The sequence below is a fragment of the Enterobacter sp. MGH 33 genome (assembly GCF_000534535.1).
GTDB lineage: Bacteria > Pseudomonadota > Gammaproteobacteria > Enterobacterales > Enterobacteriaceae > Enterobacter > Enterobacter hormaechei_C.
Window position 1 is genome coordinate 2,785,846 of sequence record NZ_KI973212.1, and the last position, 19,931, is coordinate 2,805,776.

The 19,931-nt window shown below is 54.0% G+C and carries 20 protein-coding genes; 15 read left to right on the plus strand and 5 right to left on the minus strand.

Going from position 1 to position 19,931, the window contains the following annotated elements; genetic code table 11:
• Nucleotides 1-11 precede the first annotated feature (11 nt).
• The 6 genes from pspF (at nt 12) to sapF (ending at nt 6,372) form a co-directional block, all read left to right on the plus strand.
• Entirely contained in the window at nt 12-1,004 is a 993-nt protein-coding gene (gene pspF, locus L379_RS10950) for a phage shock protein operon transcriptional activator (RefSeq protein WP_161799647.1), read from the plus strand.
• 88 nt (nt 1,005-1,092) lie between these two features.
• A complete protein-coding gene (sapA, locus tag L379_RS10945; protein ID WP_032653790.1) occupies nt 1,093-2,733 on the plus strand; it encodes an ABC transporter substrate-binding protein SapA in 1,641 nt (546 codons plus the stop codon).
• On the plus strand, nt 2,730-3,695 hold the full coding sequence (sapB, locus tag L379_RS10940) for a putrescine export ABC transporter permease SapB (protein ID WP_032648486.1): 966 nt from the start codon (nt 2,730-2,732) through the stop codon (nt 3,693-3,695). Before sapA ends, sapB begins: the two co-directional genes overlap by 4 nt.
• A complete protein-coding gene (gene sapC / locus L379_RS10935) occupies nt 3,682-4,572 on the plus strand; it encodes a putrescine export ABC transporter permease SapC (protein ID WP_003856843.1) in 891 nt (296 codons plus the stop codon). Before sapB ends, sapC begins: the two co-directional genes overlap by 14 nt.
• Nucleotides 4,572-5,564: a putrescine export ABC transporter ATP-binding protein SapD gene (gene sapD / locus L379_RS10930; protein ID WP_003856840.1), complete on the plus strand. Its 993-nt coding sequence runs from the start codon at nt 4,572-4,574 to the stop codon at nt 5,562-5,564. Before sapC ends, sapD begins: the two co-directional genes overlap by 1 nt.
• Nucleotide 5,565: 1 nt before the next feature.
• Nucleotides 5,566-6,372: a putrescine export ABC transporter ATP-binding protein SapF gene (gene sapF / locus L379_RS10925; RefSeq protein WP_003856838.1), complete on the plus strand. Its 807-nt coding sequence runs from the start codon at nt 5,566-5,568 to the stop codon at nt 6,370-6,372.
• Here the strand turns inward: sapF and L379_RS10920 are convergent.
• Entirely contained in the window at nt 6,369-6,959 is a 591-nt protein-coding gene (locus L379_RS10920; protein WP_032653794.1) for a TetR/AcrR family transcriptional regulator, read from the minus strand. The two genes, sapF and L379_RS10920, sit on opposite strands and share 4 nt — an antisense overlap.
• Nucleotides 6,960-7,091: 132 nt before the next feature.
• Between L379_RS10920 and L379_RS10915 the strand changes: the two genes are divergently transcribed.
• A complete protein-coding gene (locus L379_RS10915; RefSeq protein WP_032653797.1) occupies nt 7,092-7,493 on the plus strand; it encodes a RidA family protein in 402 nt (133 codons plus the stop codon).
• 47 nt (nt 7,494-7,540) lie between these two features.
• Nucleotides 7,541-8,362, plus strand: a complete 822-nt coding sequence (locus L379_RS10910) for a helix-turn-helix transcriptional regulator (RefSeq protein ID WP_032653800.1) — start codon at nt 7,541-7,543, stop codon at nt 8,360-8,362.
• Nucleotides 8,363-8,364: 2 nt separating this feature from the next.
• On the opposite strand, the gene L379_RS10905 is transcribed toward L379_RS10910, so the two are convergent.
• Entirely contained in the window at nt 8,365-9,594 is a 1,230-nt protein-coding gene (locus tag L379_RS10905) for a sensor domain-containing diguanylate cyclase (RefSeq protein WP_228100605.1), read from the minus strand.
• A gap of 510 nt (nt 9,595-10,104) precedes the next feature.
• Here L379_RS10905 and fabI point away from each other — a divergent pair.
• The 4 genes from fabI to pdeR all read left to right on the plus strand — a co-directional run bounded on the left by fabI (nt 10,105) and on the right by pdeR (nt 16,251).
• A complete protein-coding gene (gene fabI, locus L379_RS10900; RefSeq protein ID WP_003856831.1) occupies nt 10,105-10,893 on the plus strand; it encodes an enoyl-ACP reductase FabI in 789 nt (262 codons plus the stop codon).
• A gap of 152 nt (nt 10,894-11,045) precedes the next feature.
• Nucleotides 11,046-12,032, plus strand: coding sequence for a CMD domain-containing protein (locus tag L379_RS10895; protein WP_032653805.1), 987 nt, complete (start codon nt 11,046-11,048; stop codon nt 12,030-12,032).
• A gap of 88 nt (nt 12,033-12,120) precedes the next feature.
• Nucleotides 12,121-14,055 (plus strand): exoribonuclease II, encoded by a 1,935-nt coding sequence (locus tag L379_RS10890; protein WP_032653808.1) that lies wholly within the window; start codon nt 12,121-12,123, stop codon nt 14,053-14,055.
• A gap of 204 nt (nt 14,056-14,259) precedes the next feature.
• Nucleotides 14,260-16,251 carry a cyclic di-GMP phosphodiesterase gene (gene pdeR, locus L379_RS10885; protein ID WP_032655630.1) on the plus strand — a complete coding sequence of 664 codons (1,992 nt, stop codon included), beginning with the start codon at nt 14,260-14,262 and terminating at the stop codon, nt 16,249-16,251.
• Here pdeR and L379_RS10880 read toward each other — a convergent pair.
• Nucleotides 16,248-17,117, minus strand: coding sequence for a crotonase/enoyl-CoA hydratase family protein (locus tag L379_RS10880; protein WP_017384209.1), 870 nt, complete (start codon nt 17,115-17,117; stop codon nt 16,248-16,250). The two genes, pdeR and L379_RS10880, sit on opposite strands and share 4 nt — an antisense overlap.
• 191 nt (nt 17,118-17,308) lie before the next feature.
• On the opposite strand from L379_RS10880, the gene L379_RS10875 reads away from it, so the two are divergent.
• From L379_RS10875 to osmB, 3 genes are all read left to right on the plus strand, one after another.
• Nucleotides 17,309-17,491 (plus strand): YciZ family protein, encoded by a 183-nt coding sequence (locus L379_RS10875; RefSeq protein ID WP_003856825.1) that lies wholly within the window; start codon nt 17,309-17,311, stop codon nt 17,489-17,491.
• 37 nt (nt 17,492-17,528) lie between these two features.
• Complete coding sequence (locus tag L379_RS10870; protein WP_032653811.1) at nt 17,529-18,281, plus strand: DNA-binding transcriptional regulator YciT; 753 nt, start codon at nt 17,529-17,531, stop codon at nt 18,279-18,281.
• Between the two features lie 262 nt (nt 18,282-18,543).
• The gene (osmB, locus tag L379_RS10865; RefSeq protein ID WP_017384212.1) at nt 18,544-18,762 is read left to right on the plus strand and encodes an osmotically-inducible lipoprotein OsmB; all 219 of its coding nucleotides are present in this window, start codon (nt 18,544-18,546) and stop codon (nt 18,760-18,762) included.
• A 105-nt stretch (nt 18,763-18,867) separates the two neighbouring features.
• Here osmB and yciH read toward each other — a convergent pair whose 3' ends face one another.
• Both yciH and pyrF read right to left on the minus strand, forming a co-directional pair.
• Nucleotides 18,868-19,194: a stress response translation initiation inhibitor YciH gene (gene yciH / locus L379_RS10860; protein ID WP_015570389.1), complete on the minus strand. Its 327-nt coding sequence runs from the start codon at nt 19,192-19,194 to the stop codon at nt 18,868-18,870.
• A complete protein-coding gene (gene pyrF / locus L379_RS10855) occupies nt 19,194-19,931 on the minus strand; it encodes an orotidine-5'-phosphate decarboxylase (RefSeq protein WP_032653814.1) in 738 nt (245 codons plus the stop codon). The genes yciH and pyrF overlap by 1 nt, the downstream gene beginning before the upstream one ends.

The window sequence follows — 19,931 nt, forward strand, 5'->3', positions numbered from 1 at the left end:
ATCACTAAGGAGTGGTTAATTTCATCATGGCTGAATATAAAGATAATTTGCTTGGCGAAGCTAACAGCTTCCTGGAAGTGCTTGAACAGGTATCGCGGCTCGCACCGCTGAATAAACCGGTGCTGATTATCGGTGAGCGCGGAACGGGTAAAGAACTTATCGCTAACCGCCTGCACTTTCTGTCTGGCCGCTGGGACGGTCCTTTTATTTCCCTTAACTGCGCCGCGTTGAATGAAAATCTGCTCGACACCGAGCTGTTTGGTCATGAAGCTGGGGCCTTCACTGGCGCACAAAAACGGCATCCCGGACGCTTTGAGCGCGCCGATGGCGGAACGCTCTTTCTCGACGAGCTGGCGACCGCGCCGATGCTGGTGCAGGAAAAGCTCCTGCGCGTCATTGAGTACGGTGAACTGGAACGCGTTGGCGGCAGTCAGCCCCTCCAGGTCAACGTTCGCCTGGTATGCGCCACCAACGCCGACCTGCCCGCGATGGTGGCTGAGGACAAATTCCGCGCCGACCTGCTGGACAGGCTGGCTTTCGATGTTGTACAGCTGCCGCCGCTGCGGGAGCGGCGCAGCGATATCATGCTACTGGCCGATCAATTTGCCATTCAGATGTGCCGGGAACTGGGTCTGCCTCTCTTTCCGGGCTTCAGCGAACGGGCCACCGGGACCCTGCTCGGTTACCACTGGCCGGGCAATATTCGTGAACTGAAAAACGTGGTGGAACGGTCCGTTTACCGGCATGGCAGCAGCGAGACCGAACTGGACAACATTATTCTCGATCCGTTTCGGCGTGAGGATAAACAGCCCCCGGCTCCGGCGACGCGCCAGCAGGCTCCGGCGTTGCCGCTCGATTTACGCCAGTTCCAGCATCAGCAGGAGCAACAGCTGCTTGAGCAGAGCCTGAAAGAGGCGAAATATAATCAGAAACGGGCGGCTGAACTGCTGGGCCTGACCTACCATCAGTTAAGGGCATTGCTCAAAAAACATCAAATGCGCTGACATTATCAGCACTTACCCCCAGACATTTTTACGAAGCAGGCGTAAGTGCGATACACTTTGCAGATCGAATCTAAAAACCTTAAAAACTATGCGCCTGGTTTTATCGTCCCTGTTTGCACTCGGTTTGTTCAGCAATCTGGCCTTTGCTGCGCCCGATCGCGCTGTGCCTCCTGATATCCGTGATAGTGGTTTCGTCTACTGCGTCAGCGGTCAAGTTGATATTTTTAATCCGCAAAAAGCGGGGAGCGGCCTGATTGTCGATACGCTGGCCGCACAGCTCTACGATCGCCTGCTTGATGTCGATCCTTACACCTATCGGCTGGTCCCGGAACTTGCCGAGAGCTGGGAAGTGATGGATAACGGCGCCACATACCGCTTCCGTTTACGCGATGACGTCGCTTTTCAGCACACCCCGTGGTTTACCCCAACCCGTAAGCTCAACGCGGATGACGTGGTTTTCACCTTCCAGCGCATATTCAACCGCAATCATCCGTGGCATAACGTTAATGGCGGGAACTTCCCCTATTTCGACAGTCTGCAATTCGCGGACTCGGTCAAAAGCGTTCGCAAACTGGATAACCGTACGGTTGAGTTTCGTCTGAATCGCCCGGATGCCTCCTTCCTCTGGCATCTGGCGACGCACTACGCCTCGGTCATGTCAGCCGAATACGCGGATCAGCTGACGAAAAAGGATCGTCAGGAACGTCTCGATCGTGAGCCTGTAGGCACCGGTCCGTTCCAGTTAGCAGAGTACCGCGCCGGACAATACATTCGCCTGCAACGCCACGATCGTTTCTGGCGCGGCAAGCCGCTGATGCCGCAGGTTATTGTTGATCTGGGTTCAGGTGGAACAGGCCGACTCTCCAAACTGCTGACCGGCGAGTGCGACGTGCTTGCCTGGCCTGCGGCCAGCCAGTTGACCATTTTGCGCGACGACCCACGCCTGCGCCTGACCCTGCGCCCGGGCATGAACATCGCTTATCTGGCGTTTAACACCGATAAGCCGCCGCTGAATAATCCGGCCGTGCGCCATGCGCTGGCGTTAGCGATCAACAACCAGCGTCTGATGCAGTCGATTTACTACGGTACCGCGGAAACCGCCGCCTCTATTCTTCCGCGCGCCTCCTGGGCCTATGACGGCGAGGCGAAGATTACGGAATATAATCCGGCGAAAGCGCGCGAACAGCTTAAAGCGCTGGGGGCAGAAAACCTGACGCTACAGCTGTGGGTGCCCACCAGCTCTCAGGCGTGGAACCCCAGCCCGCTGAAAACGGCTGAGCTGTTGCAGGCTGATATGGCGCAGGTGGGCGTTAAGGTGATCATCGTGCCTGTCGAAGGCCGTTTCCAGGAGGCGCGTCTGATGGACATGAATCACGACTTAACGCTGGCTGGCTGGTCCACCGACAGTAACGACCCGGACAGCTTTTTCCGTCCGCTGCTGAGCTGTGCGGCAATCAACTCCCAGACCAACTACGCCCACTGGTGTAACCGGGAATTTGATGCCGTGCTGCAAAAAGCGCTGGCGTCTCAACAGCTTGCCTCACGCATTGAGGCCTACGATGAAGCGCAAAATATTCTGGCCAGAGAACTTCCCGTGTTGCCGCTTGCCTCTTCCCTGCGCCTCCAGGCCTACCGTTACGATATTAAAGGGCTGGTACTCAGCCCGTTTGGTAACGCCTCCTTCGCGGGCGTGACCCGTGAGAAAGAACAAGAGGTGAAGAAACCATGATTATATTTACCTTGCGTCGGCTGTTGTTACTGCTGGTCACCCTGTTCTTCCTGACCTTTGTCGGCTTTAGCCTGAGCTACTTTACGCCGCACGCCCCGCTTCAGGGCTCATCCCTCTGGGACGCCTGGCTGTTCTGGTTTAATGGCCTGCTGCACTGGGATTTTGGCGTGTCCAGCATCAACGGACAGCTCATCTCCGAGCAGCTGAAAGTGGTTTTCCCGGCCACCATGGAGCTATGTATACTCGCCTTTGGCTTTGCCCTCATGGTGGGGATCCCGGTGGGGATGCTGGCGGGTATTTATCGTAATAAGTGGCAGGATAAATTCATCAGCGCGCTTGCCTTAATTGGCTTTTCCATCCCTGTTTTCTGGCTGGCGCTGCTGCTTACCCTCTTCTTCTCACTGACGTTAGGCTGGCTGCCGGTGTCTGGCCGTTTTGACCTGCTGTATAACGTGCAAACGGTGAGCGGCTTCGCCATCGTTGACGCCTGGCTTTCTGATTCAGTCTGGCGCGACGAAATGATCGTAAGCGCGCTGCGCCACATGGTGCTGCCGGTGCTTACGCTGGCCGTCGCGCCGACGACCGAAGTGATCCGCCTGATGCGCATCAGCACTATCGACGTCTTCGATCAAAACTATGTGAAAGCCGCCGCCACGCGCGGACTGTCTCGCCTGACGATTCTACGTCGCCATGTGCTGCACAATGCGTTGCCACCCGTAATCCCACGTCTTGGGCTGCAATTCTCAACCATGCTGACGCTGGCGATGATCACTGAGATGGTTTTCAGCTGGCCGGGCCTTGGGCGCTGGATGATCAACGCCATTCGCCAGCAGGATTACGCGGCGATCTCTGCCGGCGTGATGGTGATTGGCTCCCTGGTCATTATTGTTAACGTTGTTTCCGATATTTTGGGTGCCATGGCCAACCCATTGAAGCATAAGGAATGGTATGCCTTACGATAACGTCTACAGCGAAAAGCGCACGCCCGGTGCGCTACGTACCGTGTGGCGTAATTTTTACGGCGACACCACGGCGATGATCGGCTTTTACGGCTGCATTGGCCTCGTGTTGCTGTGCGTTTTGGGTTCGTGGTTTGCGCCGTATGGCATCGATCAGCAGTTCCTGGGTTATCAACTATTACCGCCGTCGTGGTCGCGTTACGGGGAGGTTTCGTTCTTCCTGGGGACTGACGATCTCGGACGCGACGTGCTAAGTCGTTTGCTGAGCGGCGCCGCACCGACGGTAGGCGGCGCGTTCGTGGTCACCCTGGCTGCCGCGATCTGCGGCCTGGCACTGGGCATTTTTGCCGGCTCAACCCACGGGCTGCGGTCGGCTGTGCTTAATCATATTCTTGATACCCTGCTCTCTATTCCTTCGCTGCTGCTGGCGATTATCGTCGTGGCCTTCGCGGGGCCGCACCTCACCCATGCGATGTTCGCCGTCTGGCTGGCCATTCTGCCGCGCATGGTGCGTTCGGTTTACAGCCTGGTTCACGACGAGCTGGAGAAAGAGTATGTCGTCGCCGCCCGTCTGGATGGCGCCACCACGTTTAATATTTTGTGGTTTGCCGTGCTGCCTAACATTGCCGCCGGGCTGGTGACGGAGATCACCCGCGCCCTGTCGATGGCGATTCTGGATATCGCAGCGCTGGGCTTCCTGGACCTGGGCGCGCAGCTCCCCTCCCCGGAATGGGGCGCCATGCTCGGCGATGCGCTGGAGCTGATTTACGTTGCGCCGTGGACGGTCATGCTGCCGGGCGCGGCCATCATGGTGAGCGTGCTGCTCGTTAACCTGCTGGGCGACGGGATCCGCCGCGCAATCAATGCGGGGGTGCAATAATGCCGTTACTCGATATCCGCAACCTCACGATCGAAATTAAAACGGGCGAAGGCTGGGTCAAGGCCGTGGATCGCATCAGTATTACGCTCGCAGAGGGCGAAATCCGCGGGCTGGTGGGCGAATCGGGTTCGGGGAAAAGTCTGATCGCCAAGGCCATTTGCGGCGTGGCGAAGGACAACTGGCGGGTGACCGCCGATCGTATGCGCTTCGACGACATCGATCTGTTGCGTCTCTCCCCGCGCGAACGCCGTAAACTGGTGGGCCATAACGTCTCGATGATTTTCCAGGAGCCGCAATCCTGTCTCGACCCGTCCGAGCGCGTAGGGAAACAGCTGATGCAGAACATTCCCGGCTGGACCTATAAAGGCCGCTGGTGGCAACGTTTCGGCTGGCGTAAACGCCGTGCCATTGAGCTGTTGCACCGTGTCGGGATCAAAGACCATAAAGACGCGATGCGCAGTTTCCCCTACGAACTGACCGACGGTGAATGCCAGAAAGTGATGATTGCCATCGCCCTGGCGAATCAGCCGCGTCTGCTGATTGCGGACGAACCAACGAACGCGATGGAGCCAACCACCCAGGCCCAGATTTTCCGCCTGCTCACGCGTCTGAACCAGAATAACAACACCACCATTTTGTTGATCAGCCATGACCTGCAAATGCTGAGCAAGTGGGCGGATAAAATTGACGTAATGTATTGCGGCCAGACGGTAGAAACCGCGCCAAGCGAAGACCTGGTGACGACGCCGCATCATCCCTACACGCAGGCGCTGATCAGGGCGATCCCGGACTTTGGCAGCGCGATGCCGCACAAAAGCCGTCTGAATACGCTGCCTGGCGCGATACCGCTGCTGGAATCGCTGCCCATTGGCTGCCGTCTGGGTCCGCGTTGCCCGTATGCTCAGCGTAAATGCATTGAAACACCGCGCCTGACAGGGCCGAAAAACCATCTGTTTGCCTGTCATTTCCCGCTGAACATGGAGAGAGAGTGAAATGGTCGAAACCTTACTGGAAGTACGTAACCTGAGTAAGACCTTTCGCTATCGCACCGGCCTGTTTCACCGTCAGACCGTCGAGGCTGTTAAACCGCTGAGCTTTACGCTGCGCGAAAAGCAGACGCTGGCGATTATCGGTGAAAACGGCTCGGGCAAATCGACCCTGGCAAAAATGCTCGCGGGTATGGTCGAGCCGAGCGGCGGTGAAATACTGATTGACGATCATCCTCTGGAATTTGGGGACTACTCTTTTCGCAGTCAGCGCATCCGGATGATTTTTCAGGATCCGTCGACGTCCCTGAACCCGCGCCAGCGTATTTCCCAGATCCTGGATTTCCCGCTGCGGTTGAATACCGACCTGGAGCCGGAAGCGCGTCGCAAACGGATTGTCGAAACCCTGCGTCTGGTAGGCCTCCTGCCCGACCATGTCAGCTATTACCCGCACATGCTGGCCCCAGGCCAAAAACAGCGTCTCGGTCTGGCCCGCGCGCTGATCCTGCGCCCGAAGGTCATCATCGCCGACGAAGCGCTGGCGTCGCTGGATATGTCGATGCGTTCGCAGCTCATTAACCTGATGCTGGAATTACAGGAAAAGCAGGGGATCTCGTATATTTACGTGACTCAGCACCTGGGCATGATGAAGCACATCAGCGATCAGGTGCTGGTAATGCACCAGGGAGAAGTGGTTGAGCGCGGCAGTACCGCTGACGTACTGGCCTCCCCGCTCCACGACCTGACAAAACGCCTGATTGCCGGACACTTTGGTGAAGCGTTGACGGCGGACGCGTGGCGTAAAGATCGTTAGCCGCTGCGTAACCCGCTTGCCAGCAGAGTAAACACCTCTATGGCATGCGGGAGGGTCTTCTGCGGTTCATCACTCGCGGCAATCAGCAGAGCCGCATTCAGAGCAGCGCCATTCAGCAGATGGGCTGCGACTCTGGCATCCATCTTTTTGATTACGTTGCACTCCATCATTTTTTCGATGGTCTGACGGGTCGACTCAAGGCAGCTGTTCTGGCTGGGCCATTGCGTCGGGTCGCCCAGAACAGCCGGGCCGTCAAGGAGGACGATACGCTGAACTTCCGGAACGAGCGCCATTTTGATATAGGCGATGCCCTCCGCCAGCAGTCGCTCCCAGTCATCTTCGGCGGCGGCGGCAATCGCTTTTGCGTTTGCTGCCATTTCGCTGTCTATCTGCGCGACCACCGCCGCCAGTAATCCCTTCTTGTCGTTGAAATTATGATATAGCGCGCCGCGTGTTAACCCCACGCTTGCCGTGAGTTCATCCATTGACGCTGCGGCATAGCCTTTTTCAGCAAATGCCTTTCGCGCCGCCTGAATCATTTTCTCGCGATTTTCCTGGGCCGTTTCAGCGCGACGTTTTGTTGCCATGGGACTTCCTTAATTAAGCGATAACTATAATTTGACATACGCGACGTATGTGAATTACATTTTTCACATACATCGCGTATGTTACTTCTACCGCGTAAGCACAACAATACCTCTGACAGAAAAGGAAAAGCCATGCCTTCACGTGATCCCGTCTTCCCGGCTAACCGACATGCCCTCTATAAAGAGCATGGCTATTCAGCTGCAATCCGCTCTGGCGATCTGTTATTTGTTTCCGGTCAGGTTGGCAGCCGCAGCGATGGCACACCTGAACCCGACCTTCCCGCTCAGGTGCAGCTGGCGTTCGATAATTTACGGGCGACTCTGGCAGCCGCAGGATGTACTTTTGACGATCTGATCGATGTCACGACGTTTCATACCGATCCTGAAAACCAGTTTCCCGTCAACATGGCGGCGAAAAAACTGGCATTTCCGCACGCTCCTTACCCAAACTGGACAGCAATAGGCGTTAACTGGCTTGCGGGTTTTGATTTCGAAATTAAGGTTATCGCCAGGATCCCTACGCCCGCGAATTAACATAAGGCTGCAAACTGATTTACCGTTAAGCTATCACTGACGCACAAATGAAAGACAGCATCAGTAACTATATTCTCTCCTGGGTAGAAGAAAATAACTTTACTATTTTACACATTGATGATTTGGTTGCAGATATTGGATACAGCAGAAGAACCATCGAAACATTGTTTAAAGAGAAGTATCGGCTCTCTTTAGGTGAGTATATTCTCCGAAGGAGGTTAAGCCGTGCCGCCATTATGCTGAGAATGACGTCGATTCCGGTGACGGATATTGCGTATTTATTCCATTACCAGAGCAGCCAGGGATTTTCCAGAGCCTTTAAAAAAATGATGGGGCTGACACCCTCTGAGTACAGATGTGCCAGAGGGTGGAATTTTGACATCTTACAGCCCTCTTTTTTATTAAGCGAACTGGAAACGCCTGAGCTAGAGGTCTGCTATCTGAATGAAACGTTTGTCTATACACATGAAATTATCGAGCACGATCATCTTTTTGATACCTCGGTGCATGATATTACTCAAAAAATCAAAAAGCTCCTGACAGAAAACCGCCATGATATCGATAGAATTATTCTGATGCCCCGCCGACCCGAGTTAGGCAAAAGCCGATCGTATCTGGTCGAGGTATTAATATCGTACGCTTTACAAAGCGACACGGTGAAAAATAAAAAATTCTGCGCTGTGTGTGGGAGATACGCAAGAATGCCCTTTAGCGGTAGCTGGGAAAGCTACAGCGCGTTTAACAAGATTGGCTTCGTTAAGGCGATGGTAAATAAACGCCTGACGTTGCGTGACGGTATTTACCTGATGAAAATTAATGCGTACAGCGATGAGCGTGTCGATTTTGATGTTTTCATCCCCATCCTGTGACCTCAGCTGCATTCAGCCTGTCTGATAACGATTCTGTTTTTACCGTTGTGCTTAGCCTCATATAACGCCTCGTCCACGTCACGCATAATATCATTGCTGTTGACGTTATTCTGAATGGCTGAGCACACGCCGATACTTAATGTGACCTTTACAGGGAGAGCATAATGGTAGCCCGGCCCGGTGCGCTGTTGAACGTTCTGGCGAATACGCTCCGCGACGGCAATAGCCTGCTTACCGTCGGTATCCGGCAGCAGAAGACCAAACTCCTCGCCTCCCAGTCGGGCAAAGATGTCGTTATCGCGAATGCTGTCTTTGATAATATCCACGACCGCCAGAATCACGCGATCCCCCACAAGATGGCCCCAGTTATCGTTTATCGACTTAAAGTTGTCGATGTCCAGCATCATAATGCTGGCCCCCTTTTCTGTCCTGAGCGAGCGGACCCGCGGAAGTGCCTCGTAAAAATATTTACGGTTGTAGATCTGAGTAAGCGGATCGCGATCAACCCGATCGCCGAAAATTTTCAACAGGTTAAAGACGTGGAACATTAAGGTACAAATCACAAATAATTTGCTGAGAACCTCTACTGCCCGGCTGATATACCAGAGCGACAGATTGTAGGTATCAAGCAGTAAGAGGAAAAAATTGTAAACGATGGCGGAAAGGCAGACCACAATTATACTGTTCCAGATCCCGGACGCCAGGCGTGTCACTGAAATCATATAACAAAGTAAAACCGACCAGAGCAGGATCAGAACGTTTACGTACCTGATATCCCAGACAGGATGATGATGTTCATCTTCGTATGCTGCAATCGTTAATGTCCAGGCCGGATGGTAGCTGCTGAGATAATGGGCCAGCATCGGAAACATAACCAGTGACATCATTAATGCTAACGTCATGCTGATCTTATTTCGGAATCTGAGCGTAGATCGTATCGTGATTTTCTCCACACGGACCGCCAGCGCCAGTAATACGATAAAGCTCAGCTGCCGGAAAAAATAGAATACCGCCGTATCGTTGGTTTTTGCCGCCTGGGTAAAACCAGCATGCTCCGGAAGCTGAATAACAATGATCGTCTCAATAAAATAAACCAGCCCACTAAGAAATGCCAGGCTCAGAATGAATAATGAAAAACGCGTTCGGTCGGAGGCATACAGCATCTGGATAAAAATAAAGATAATGGTATCCAGAAAGAACAGCGCAATCATGACGATCAAATAGGTGGTCATAGGCACCCTGAAACCAGGATTATCATTCACGCAAAAGGAGTTCACCGCGATCATTAGTGCGAAAAGCACCGCACCTGACAGCATGATCAGTTTTTCGGCCAACGTAATATTTTTCATCTTCCTTCTTACCGCACACAGATAAAGACGCAAAATGGCATAGCCGTTATCAACCCTCGCGCAATTTTAAAGCGTTTAAAGGGCTAAACGGATCATTTTGCGCAAAAGGCGCTGGACACATCAGCATGAGGGCGGCGTCACGGTGCCCGCTGGTTGGATGAGGCGAACCCCGCGTGCGGTGATATACTGCTGGGATACACACGAAACAGCCTGATGAAGAGTCAGTTCAACCTCTTCCGTGAGCCCATTCACGGCGCAGGAGCGAGAAATATCGTGACACAAGGGGCTGTGAGTGGGCTATAATTTCGAGCTAATTTCGAATGATTTTGAAATACTGCCTGTAACGCTATGAATTACAAGGCAAAATAAGCAATGAATATAAGGATTAAAGCTATGGGTTTTCTTTCCGGTAAGCGCATTCTGGTGACTGGCGTTGCCAGCAAACTGTCCATCGCATACGGCATCGCACAGGCAATGCATCGCGAAGGCGCTGAGCTGGCGTTCACCTACCAGAACGACAAGCTGAAAGGCCGTGTTGAAGAATTTGCCGCGCAGCTGGGTTCCAGCATTGTTCTGGAATGTGACGTTGCACAAGACGAAAGCATTGATGGCATGTTTGCTGAACTGGCAAAAGCATGGCCGAAATTCGACGGTTTTGTTCACTCCATCGGCTTCGCTCCTGGCGACCAGCTGGACGGCGACTACGTGAACGCGGTTACCCGTGATGGCTTCAAAATCGCCCACGACATCAGCTCCTACAGCTTCGTTGCAATGGCAAAATCCTGCCGCGCGATGCTGAACCCGGGCGCAGCCCTGCTGACTCTGTCCTACCTCGGCGCAGAACGTGCTATCCCTAACTACAACGTTATGGGTCTGGCGAAAGCGTCTCTGGAAGCCAACGTGCGCTACATGGCGAACGCGATGGGTCCTGAAGGCGTGCGTGTTAACGCTATTTCTGCGGGTCCAATCCGTACCCTGGCCGCTTCCGGTATCAAAGATTTCCGTAAAATGCTGGCACACTGCGAAGCGGTTACCCCGATTCGTCGTACCGTTACCATCGAAGATGTGGGTAACTCTGCGGCATTCCTGTGCTCTGACCTTTCCGCGGGCATCTCCGGCGAAGTGGTTCACGTTGACGGCGGCTTCAACATCGCTGCAATGAACGAGCTGGAAATCAAATAAGCTTGTCACTCTCTTCCCGCCAGGGAAGAGAGTTTCCTCCCGCCCCGCCCCTCGTTATTCCGTTCAGCTATTTGTTATCACCTAACAATATTTTTCCGCTCATCCGCCTTACGCCAGGATATTGATCGCCATTTTGAGATCAAGGAACGCCCATGGAACAACGCCGTTTTTCCGGCAAAGGCCACTGGTATCATGAAACCCAGTCGAATCATTCGCAGACGGACGTTCTGCCGCTGGTGCCCGAAGCCGCTAACGTCGACGACCGTTTTTTGCTCGATCTAGCCCTGCCCGATGACATTCTCGCAAGCTGTGCTGGTTGGCTTACGCCTGCCCGAACCCTCTGTCATCTTTTGTTCCCACTTGATACTCCCGTGAACCGTCTGCATACGCTCAGCGCCTACGACAGGCTGAGCACGGCATTAACGGTTGCCCAGGCGTGTGGCGTTCAGCGGCTCTGTAACCACTACGCTGCTCTGCTCGCCCCTCTTCCAGGGCCGGACTCCTCCCGGGAAAGCAATCGACGCCTTGCAGAAATTACCCAGTATGCCCGCCAGTTAGCCAGCTCACCCGATGTCATCGATGATAAAGCCCAAAACCAGCTTGATGAGGTTGGACTCACAACGTATGACATTGTGCTCATCAACCAGATCATCGGCTTTGTCGGTTTTCAGGCGCGAGTGGTCGCGGTATTTCAGGCATTGCTTGGCCATCCGGTACGCTGGCTGCCCGGGCACCACATTCAGCCCCATACGCTGCCGCTCAGCTTCAGCAGATGGACCGCCACGCTACCCGTGGTTGAGCTAAAATATGCCAGTGCGCTTCAGCTTGAGGCGCTCTCACGCTGGCAGGCGGAACCGGCGCTTGAAGCGCTCACCCCTGTACTGTGCCATGAGCCGATGCTGCTTGATCTGACGGGCGAAATTCTGCTTAACCATCCGCGAAGTGAAGGTCCCGCGTCTTCGATGCTCTCAGCCGCTCGTGCGCTGCTTGTCGCCTCTCCGGATCGCTTTAGCGCCGCCCAGTTAACGCCCCTGACCGGGTCAGGTCTCTTGCCAGAGAAGGCCATCAACCTGCTTACCCGAGATGCATTTTATGGCTGGCTGGACCGTCTGCGCGTGGCGCTCGGCAAAGAGGAATAACCATACTCTTTACCTAAAGAGCGCTTGCTGTAGCAGTGAGATTCGCGTAAAACTGTCAGCCGCTCAATGGCTACGAAAATAGAACATTATGTTTCAGGACAACCCGCTGCTAGCGCAGCTTAAACAGCAACTGCATTCCCAGACGCCGCGTGCAGAAGGGGTCGTAAAAGCCACGGAAAAGGGCTTTGGCTTTCTTGAAGTTGACGGGCAGAAGAGCTACTTCATTCCGCCTCCTCAGATGAAGAAAGTGATGCATGGCGACCGCATTTCGGCCGTTATTCATACCGAAAAGGAACGAGAGTCTGCCGAGCCGGAAGCACTGATCGAACCTTTCCTGACCCGCTTTGTCGGGAAAGTGCATAAAAAAGACGCTCGTCTTTCTGTCGTGCCGGACCATCCTCTCCTGAAAGATGCTATTCCGTGCCGCGCCGCGCGTGGCGTTGAGCATGATTTTGTTGAGGGTGACTGGGCGGTTGCTGAGATGCGCCGTCATCCTTTAAAAGGCGATCGCGGTTTTTACGCCGAGCTTACCCAATACATTACCTTCGGCGACGACCATTTCGTCCCATGGTGGGTGACGCTGGCGCGCCACAACCTCGAAAAAGAAGCGCCTGAGGGCGTGGCGACTGAAATGCAGGACGAAGGTCTGGAACGTCGCGATCTGACGGCGCTGAACTTTGTCACCATCGACAGCGCCAGCACCGAGGATATGGACGATGCGTTGTATGCCGAAGATACAGCCGATGGCAAACTGCATCTGACCGTCGCCATTGCCGACCCTACCGCATGGATTGTCGAAGGCAGCAAGCTGGACGAGATGGCCAAAGTGCGCTCGTTCACCAACTACCTGCCGGGCTTTAACATTCCGATGCTGCCGCGTGAACTCTCCGACGATCTTTGCTCGCTGCGTGCGCATGAAGTGCGTCCGGTGCTGGCCTGTCGGATGACCATTGCGGCTGATGGTACCATTGAAGAAGATATTGAATTCTTCGCCGCCACCATCGAATCCAAAGCCAAGCTGGCCTATGACGACGTGTCCGACTGGCTGGAGAACACGGGTAGCTGGAAACCTGAGTCCGACAACATTGCCGCACAAATTCGTCTGCTGCACCGCGTCTGCCTGAGCCGCAGCGAATGGCGTCAAACTCACGCGCTGGTCTTCAAAGATCGTCCGGACTACCGTTTTGTGCTGGGTGAAAAAGGTGAAGTGCTGAATATTGTCGCTGAGCCGCGCCGTATTGCCAACCGCATCGTTGAAGAAGCGATGATATCCGCCAACATTTGTGCCGCCCGCGTGCTGCGCGACAAATTAGGCTTTGGCATTTATAACGTGCACACCGGGTTTGATCCGGCGAACACCGAAGCGCTGGCTGCCCTGCTGAAAACCCATGACGTACACGTCGATCCTGAGGAAGTGCTGACCCTGCAAGGTTTCTGCAAACTGCGCCGCGAGCTGGACGCGCAGCCTTCAGGGTTCCTTGACAGCCGTATTCGCCGCTTCCAGTCCTTTGCGGAAATCAGCACCGAGCCAGGCCCGCACTTCGGCCTTGGCCTTGAGGCTTACGCGACCTGGACCTCCCCGATCCGTAAGTACGGCGATATGGTTAACCATCGTCTGCTGAAAGCGATCATCAAAGGGGAATCTGTTGCCCGCCCACAGGATGATACGACGTTGCAGATGGCAGAACGTCGCCGACTGAACCGTATGGCGGAGCGTGATGTCGGCGACTGGTTATACGCGCGCTTCCTGAATGATAAGGCAGGGACTGACACCCGTTTCCCGGCTGAAATCATTGACATCAGCCGCGGCGGTATGCGCGTTCGTCTGGTGGATAATGGCGCCGTTGCCTTTATTCCTGCCCCGTTCCTGCATGCCGTTCGCGACGAACTGGTTTGTAGCCAGGAAAACGGGACCGTGCAAATTAAAGGCGAAACGGTTTACAAGGTCACTGACGTGATTGATGTCACCATCGCTGAAGTGCGCATGGAAACCCGCAGTATTATCGCGCGCCCTGTCGCCTGATAACTGCGTAAACTTCCGGCCGTTCCGTTAAGGGGTGGCCGGGAGTTCTCTTCTGTATTATCTCCCGCAAAATCATCGTTTTTTCTCACACTTTTCTGTTTCCCATCGCCACATTTCGCCAGAATTATCTACAGTAAAAGAGAGCCGTCATTGTCGACTGCAAATGAATAATTTGTGCGCTACTCAGCAGCCGCGGGAGAAAACGTGATGGACGATCTGGAGCAGAATTTGCTGTTTCGTTACATGGGTACGCATAGCCCCTGGTGGCGACTGACAGCAGACAGCAATGCTCTGCATCTTGCTGCCAGTGAAAGCGCTGACATCATTCAGGTGGTGGCGCTGGATGATGAGCAGGCCGCGCTGATCCGCCAGCTCACCGTGATAACCTCCAGCATTGCCATGACCCTGCCCTTGTACGGTGTGGACGTTCCGGTTCATCTTGTCGGCCGTAAAATTAACAAAAATGAGTGGGCAGGAACGGCATCAGCCTGGAACGATACTCCTTCCGTGGCGCGGGACCTGGCGCAGGGGCTCTCCTTCGCCGAACAGGTAGTGTCCGAGGCTAACTCCGTGATTGTGATCCTCGACCAGAACGGGAATATTCAGCGCTTCAACCGTTTAAGTGAAGAATATACGGGCCTGAAGGAACAGGAAGTTATCGGGCAAAACGTGTTCAAACTGTTTATGAGCCGTAGCGAAGCCGCGGCCTCCAAACGCAACATCACCGGTTTTTTTCGTAACGGCAGCTCGTACGAAGTTGAACGCTGGATCAAGACCCGCAAAGGGCAGCGCCTGTTTCTCTTCAGAAATAAATTTGTTCACAGCGGCAGCGGGAAAAATGAAATTTTCCTCATCTGTTCAGGTACCGACATAACCGAAGAGCGTCGGGCCCAGGAGCGCCTGCGCGTACTCGCCAATACGGATACGATTACCGGTTTGCCTAACCGAAACGCCATCCATGAGCTGATCTTTGATGCCATCACCGCTAGGGGTGACACCCAGGTAGGCGTGGTTTATCTCGATCTGGATAATTTTAAAAAAGTGAATGATGCCTATGGGCATATGTTTGGCGACCAGTTGCTACAGGCCGTTGCGCTGGCGATCCTGAGCTGCCTGGACGAAGGACAAACCCTGGCGCGCCTGGGTGGGGATGAGTTTATCGTGCTGGCCACCGATACCTCGCAGGGCGCGCTGGAAGCCATGGCATCGCGCATACTGACCCGACTTCGTCAGCCTTTCCGCATCGGGCTGATAGAGGTTTACACCGGCTGCTCGCTGGGCATCGCGCTTGCGCCCCAGCACGGTAACGATCGCGAAAGCGTCATTCGTAATGCCGACACCGCCATGTACACCGCCAAAGAAAATGGCCGGGGCAAATTCTGCGTCTTCTCGCCAGAGATGAACCAGCGCGTATTTGAATACCTGTGGCTGGATACCAACCTGCGTAAAGCGCTGGATAACGATCAGCTGTTAATCCACTACCAGCCCAAAATAACCTGGCGCGGCGAAGTCAGAAGTCTGGAGGCGCTGGTGCGCTGGCAGTCGCCAGAGCGTGGCCTGATCCCGCCGATGGAGTTTATCTCCTATGCTGAGGAGTCAGGGCTGATTGTGCCCCTGGGCCGCTGGGTTATGCTTGATGTGGTGCGCCAGGTGGCAAAATGGCGCGACAAGGGGATCAACCTTCGCGTCGCGGTCAACGTCTCCGCCCGTCAGCTGGCGGACCAGACCATCTTCAGCGACCTGAAGCAGGCGCTGAAAGACCTGAGTTTTGAATACTGCCCGATTGACGTGGAATTGACCGAAAGCTGTCTCATTGAAAATGAAGAGCTGGCCCTGTCAGTGATCCAGCAATTTAGCCGCCTGGGAGCGCAAATTCACCTGGATGACTTTGGTACGGGGTACTCTTCCCTGTCGCAGCTGGCGCGCTTCCCTATCGATGCCATTAAGCTTGACCAGGCTTTCGTGCGGGACATCCATAAGCAGTCCATTTCACAGTCGCTGGTGCGTGCGATAGTCGCCGTGGCGCAGGCGTTAAATTTGCAGGTCATTGCTGAAGGGGTGGAAAGTGCAAAAGAAGACGCCTTTCTGACGAAGAATGGCGTCAACGAACGGCAGGGTTATCTTTTTGCTAAGCCCATGCCCGCTGCCGCATTCGAGCGATGGCTAAAGCGCTATCAGGCCAGAAATGTCCGTTAGCTGGCTTTGCGTAAGCCCGTCGCCTGATGGCGATTTTGCAGCATAACCAGCCGCTCCATGTAGGCGATATCCTTCGGTTCAAGGCAGAAGGCGGCATCAACCCAATCCTCAGTAATGTCCATCAGCTCGCTTCGCGGAAGTGGCAGCACGCGCGTACGCGCACGCAGCATGGCCCTTACGCCGTTGAGCTTCGGCTGTAGCGTGTCGATAAACGTCCGCACCGAAACATAGCTCTGTAACGGCTCGAATAAGAGATCCACAAGACCATACTGCTCATACCATTCCGCCGTATGCGTCTCACCTTTGTAGATCAGCGCCTCCGCCATTTTCATGCCGGCGCGACGCGCCACCAGTGAATAGCCGCCCATGCCCGGGAACAGATTGAACGCGATTTCCGGAAAGCCTAATCGGGCATCGCGCTGGGCCAGAATGAAATGATGCGCCAGCGCGGCTTCAAACCCGCCCCCTAACGCGCTTCCTTCCACCATAGCCAGCGTGACAGCACCGGTATCAAACCCTCGCGAGGCGGCATGAACGCAGTCCACACAGGCCCGGGCATAGGCGCGTAACGCTTCGCGTCGGTTGTTTTTGATGCACTCAACGAAGAACTGTAAATCACCGCCGGTATTGTAGATGTCAGGGACCAGCGATCCGGTGACCCAAAAATCAACGACAAATCCGGACTGTCGAACCAGCCAGGAGAGATTCATGATCTCCTCGATCAGCGCATGATTGAAGCAAGGCCGTGGCGTGGCACGTAACATCATCCACACCGTACGCCGTTCGGCCTCATAATAAGCCGCCAGTTGAGTGAATCGTTCAGCATCAGTAAACAATGTGCAGGTTGTCTGGTTGATAACTGTCATAGTCGAATTCCTCTTATAAAAAAGCGCGTTGCGCGCAGTTTTAGACTAATCCACCCCTACAACCCGCAGCATACGGGGGCCAAATTTATCACTTTCATTTATGAACTTTGGTTATTGCATTTTTTACCTTCTCTTTTGAATCAATTTTCTGCATCATTGATAATATTAACTTTTCGCTTCAGGGTGAGCTTATGTCTAACATTGATGCAACAGCCGTGGCACAGCGTATTGATACTGTGCTGGATATTCTTGTCGCAGGCGATTATCACTCTGCTATCCGTAACCTTGAAATCCTCAAGTCTGAACTGCTGGCTGAGAACGGCGCTGATAACGCTCCAGAATCCACTCAACCTAAAGCCCCGTGGGAAGTGTAGCCACGTCGTTTCCGCCCTTGCCTTTTAAATGGATGCTATGAATTCCCGACAACAAATCATTTTGCAGATGGTGATCGATCAGGGACGCGTAAGCGTGGTCGATCTCGCTAAAGCCACCGGCGTTTCTGAAGTCACCATTCGTCAGGATCTGAATCTGCTGGAAAAACAGAGCTACCTGCGGCGTGCACACGGATATGCCGTTCCACTGGACAGCGACGACGTCGAAACCCGCATGATGAACAATTATGCGCTCAAGCGGGAGTTGGCGGAGTTTGCTGCATCCTTAGTGAATAACGGTGAGACCGTCTTTATTGAAAATGGCAGCAGTAACGCCCTTCTGGCGCGCACGCTCGCCGATCAAAAAGACGTTACCATCATCACCGTAAGCAGCTATATCGCCCATCTGTTGAAGGAAACTCAGTGCGAGGTGATACTGCTGGGCGGCATTTACCAGAAGAAAAGCGAAAGCATGGTGGGGCCATTAACGCGTCAATATGTTCAGCAGGTTCACTTCAGTAAGGCATTCATTGGTATTGACGGCTGGCAGCCCGACACCGGCTTTACCGGTCGCGATATGATGCGTTCAGACGTGGTTAACGCAGTGCTCGCCAAAGAGTGTGAAGCGATTGTGCTGACCGACAGCTCTAAGTTTGGCGCCGTACACCCTTATACGATGGGTCCGGCTTCACGCTTCAGCCGTGTGATTACGGATGAGCGTTTGCGCGATGAACATCGCCAGCAATTAGAACAAGACGGCCTGACTGTCGATATTGTGAAAAAAACGGCCTGATTATCCTGCTGCGCCCGAATAATGGGCGCACTTAAACCTTTCTCTGAGAGTATTCCGACCCTGCCTTTAAGAGTTTTTACCTGTTGAAACCGTTCTAAACACGTAAAATTAATATTAGCGATATAACAGGAAGTGACTATCACCTGCGTGATGATGAAACGCCTGCGCGACCAGCTTTCACGGGAACAGAATTTAAGTATGGATATTGTCTATACTTAAAGTGCATTCCTTTCCGTGAATCGATAATTCAGGAGAAAGTATTATGACCTTTACCAGCAAAAAATTAGCCGCCGCTGTTCTGGCAATCACTGTAGCAATGTCCCTGAGCGCTTGCTCTAACTGGTCTAAACGTGACCGTAACACCGCGATTGGTGCCGGTGCTGGTGCGCTTGGTGGTGCAGTATTAACGGATGGTAGTACGCTGGGTACATTAGGTGGTGCTGCCGTAGGTGGTGTTATCGGTCACCAGGTGGGCAAATAATCACCATAACGGCTCTCACCGGTATAATAATATATTTTGTATTTTCAGGTCTGACTTACGCACGTAAAAAAAAAGAGCCACGGCAATGTCCGTGGCTCATTTATTTTAGCCGCCCGCCAGTTTGACTTTCATTCCTTTGGCTTCCAGCAGCGCTTTAATTAAATCCCGTTTATCACCCTGAATCTCAATAATGCCGTCTTTTACTGCCCCACCGCATCCGCACTTCTTTTTAAGTTCAGCGGCGAGCTTTACCAGGTCTGCATCATCCAGATCAATGCCAGTGACAAGGCAAACCCCTTTACCTTTCCTGCCGCTGGTCTGGCGCTGAATTCGCACGATGCCATCGCCTTTTGGACGTTCAGCTTTCTCTTTTGGCTCTTCAATGCGCCCGGTATCCGTTGAATAGACCAGACGACTGTTGGCGTCACGCATTATGCCCCCTTTTTCAGTGATGCATTAATCGCTTTCAGGGTCTCTGCCGGATGAGCGGATTGCGTCACCGGGCGACCAATCACCATATAGTCTACACCCGCGCTCAGCGCCTGCTCTGGCGTCATGATGCGTCGCTGATCCCCAGACTCGGTGCCTGCCGGACGGATACCTGGCGTTACCAGTTTAAAGTCGCGGCCTAGCACAGATTTGAAGCGAACCGCCTCCTGAGCCGAACAGACCACGCCATCGAGACCACACTGTTGCGTGAGGCGCGCCAGACGCTCCGCGTGTTCGGCAGGTGACAACGTCACACCCAGATCGTGCAGGTCGGATTCATCCATACTGGTCAGCACGGTGACGGCGATTAGAAGCGGAGCGTCATTACCAAACGGCACCAGCGCTTCGCGCGCAGCCGTCATCATGCGTGCCCCGCCGGATGCATGAACGTTAACCATCCACACGCCCAGTTCAGCCGCCGCAGCTACGGCGTGCGCAGTGGTATTCGGAATATCGTGGAATTTCAGGTCGAGGAAAACGTCGAAGCCACGCTGGTGCAGATCGCGGACGATTGACGGGCCGAACAGCGTAAACATCTCTTTGCCTACTTTCAGACGGCAATCGCGGGGATCAATGCCATCAACAAAGGCCAGTGCGGCGTCACGGTTATTGTAATCCAGAGCGACAACTACGGGAGAATCGGTAACTACGCGGGAAGTGGAGGATGTAACAGACGTCAT

What these genes read in the sequence shown, in the direction of transcription:
- L379_RS10870 (WP_032653811.1), top strand. Translation starts at nt 17,529, where the DNA reads ATGAATTCCCGACAACAAATCATTTTGCAGATGGTGATCGATCAGGGA.
- L379_RS10910 (WP_032653800.1), top strand. Translation starts at nt 7,541, where the DNA reads ATGAAAGACAGCATCAGTAACTATATTCTCTCCTGGGTAGAAGAAAAT.
- sapA (WP_032653790.1), top strand. Translation starts at nt 1,093, where the DNA reads ATGCGCCTGGTTTTATCGTCCCTGTTTGCACTCGGTTTGTTCAGCAAT.
- osmB (WP_017384212.1), top strand. Translation starts at nt 18,544, where the DNA reads ATGACCTTTACCAGCAAAAAATTAGCCGCCGCTGTTCTGGCAATCACT.
- sapC (WP_003856843.1), top strand. Translation starts at nt 3,682, where the DNA reads ATGCCTTACGATAACGTCTACAGCGAAAAGCGCACGCCCGGTGCGCTA.
- L379_RS10895 (WP_032653805.1), top strand. Translation starts at nt 11,046, where the DNA reads ATGGAACAACGCCGTTTTTCCGGCAAAGGCCACTGGTATCATGAAACC.
- pyrF (WP_032653814.1), bottom strand. Translation starts at nt 19,931, where the DNA reads ATGACGTCTGTTACATCCTCCACTTCCCGCGTAGTTACCGATTCTCCC.
- sapF (WP_003856838.1), top strand. Translation starts at nt 5,566, where the DNA reads ATGGTCGAAACCTTACTGGAAGTACGTAACCTGAGTAAGACCTTTCGC.
- sapD (WP_003856840.1), top strand. Translation starts at nt 4,572, where the DNA reads ATGCCGTTACTCGATATCCGCAACCTCACGATCGAAATTAAAACGGGC.
- L379_RS10880 (WP_017384209.1), bottom strand. Translation starts at nt 17,117, where the DNA reads ATGACAGTTATCAACCAGACAACCTGCACATTGTTTACTGATGCTGAA.
- sapB (WP_032648486.1), top strand. Translation starts at nt 2,730, where the DNA reads ATGATTATATTTACCTTGCGTCGGCTGTTGTTACTGCTGGTCACCCTG.
- fabI (WP_003856831.1), top strand. Translation starts at nt 10,105, where the DNA reads ATGGGTTTTCTTTCCGGTAAGCGCATTCTGGTGACTGGCGTTGCCAGC.
- L379_RS10905 (WP_228100605.1), bottom strand. Translation starts at nt 9,594, where the DNA reads ATGACCACCTATTTGATCGTCATGATTGCGCTGTTCTTTCTGGATACC.
- L379_RS10920 (WP_032653794.1), bottom strand. Translation starts at nt 6,959, where the DNA reads ATGGCAACAAAACGTCGCGCTGAAACGGCCCAGGAAAATCGCGAGAAA.
- L379_RS10890 (WP_032653808.1), top strand. Translation starts at nt 12,121, where the DNA reads ATGTTTCAGGACAACCCGCTGCTAGCGCAGCTTAAACAGCAACTGCAT.
- L379_RS10875 (WP_003856825.1), top strand. Translation starts at nt 17,309, where the DNA reads ATGTCTAACATTGATGCAACAGCCGTGGCACAGCGTATTGATACTGTG.
- yciH (WP_015570389.1), bottom strand. Translation starts at nt 19,194, where the DNA reads ATGCGTGACGCCAACAGTCGTCTGGTCTATTCAACGGATACCGGGCGC.
- L379_RS10915 (WP_032653797.1), top strand. Translation starts at nt 7,092, where the DNA reads ATGCCTTCACGTGATCCCGTCTTCCCGGCTAACCGACATGCCCTCTAT.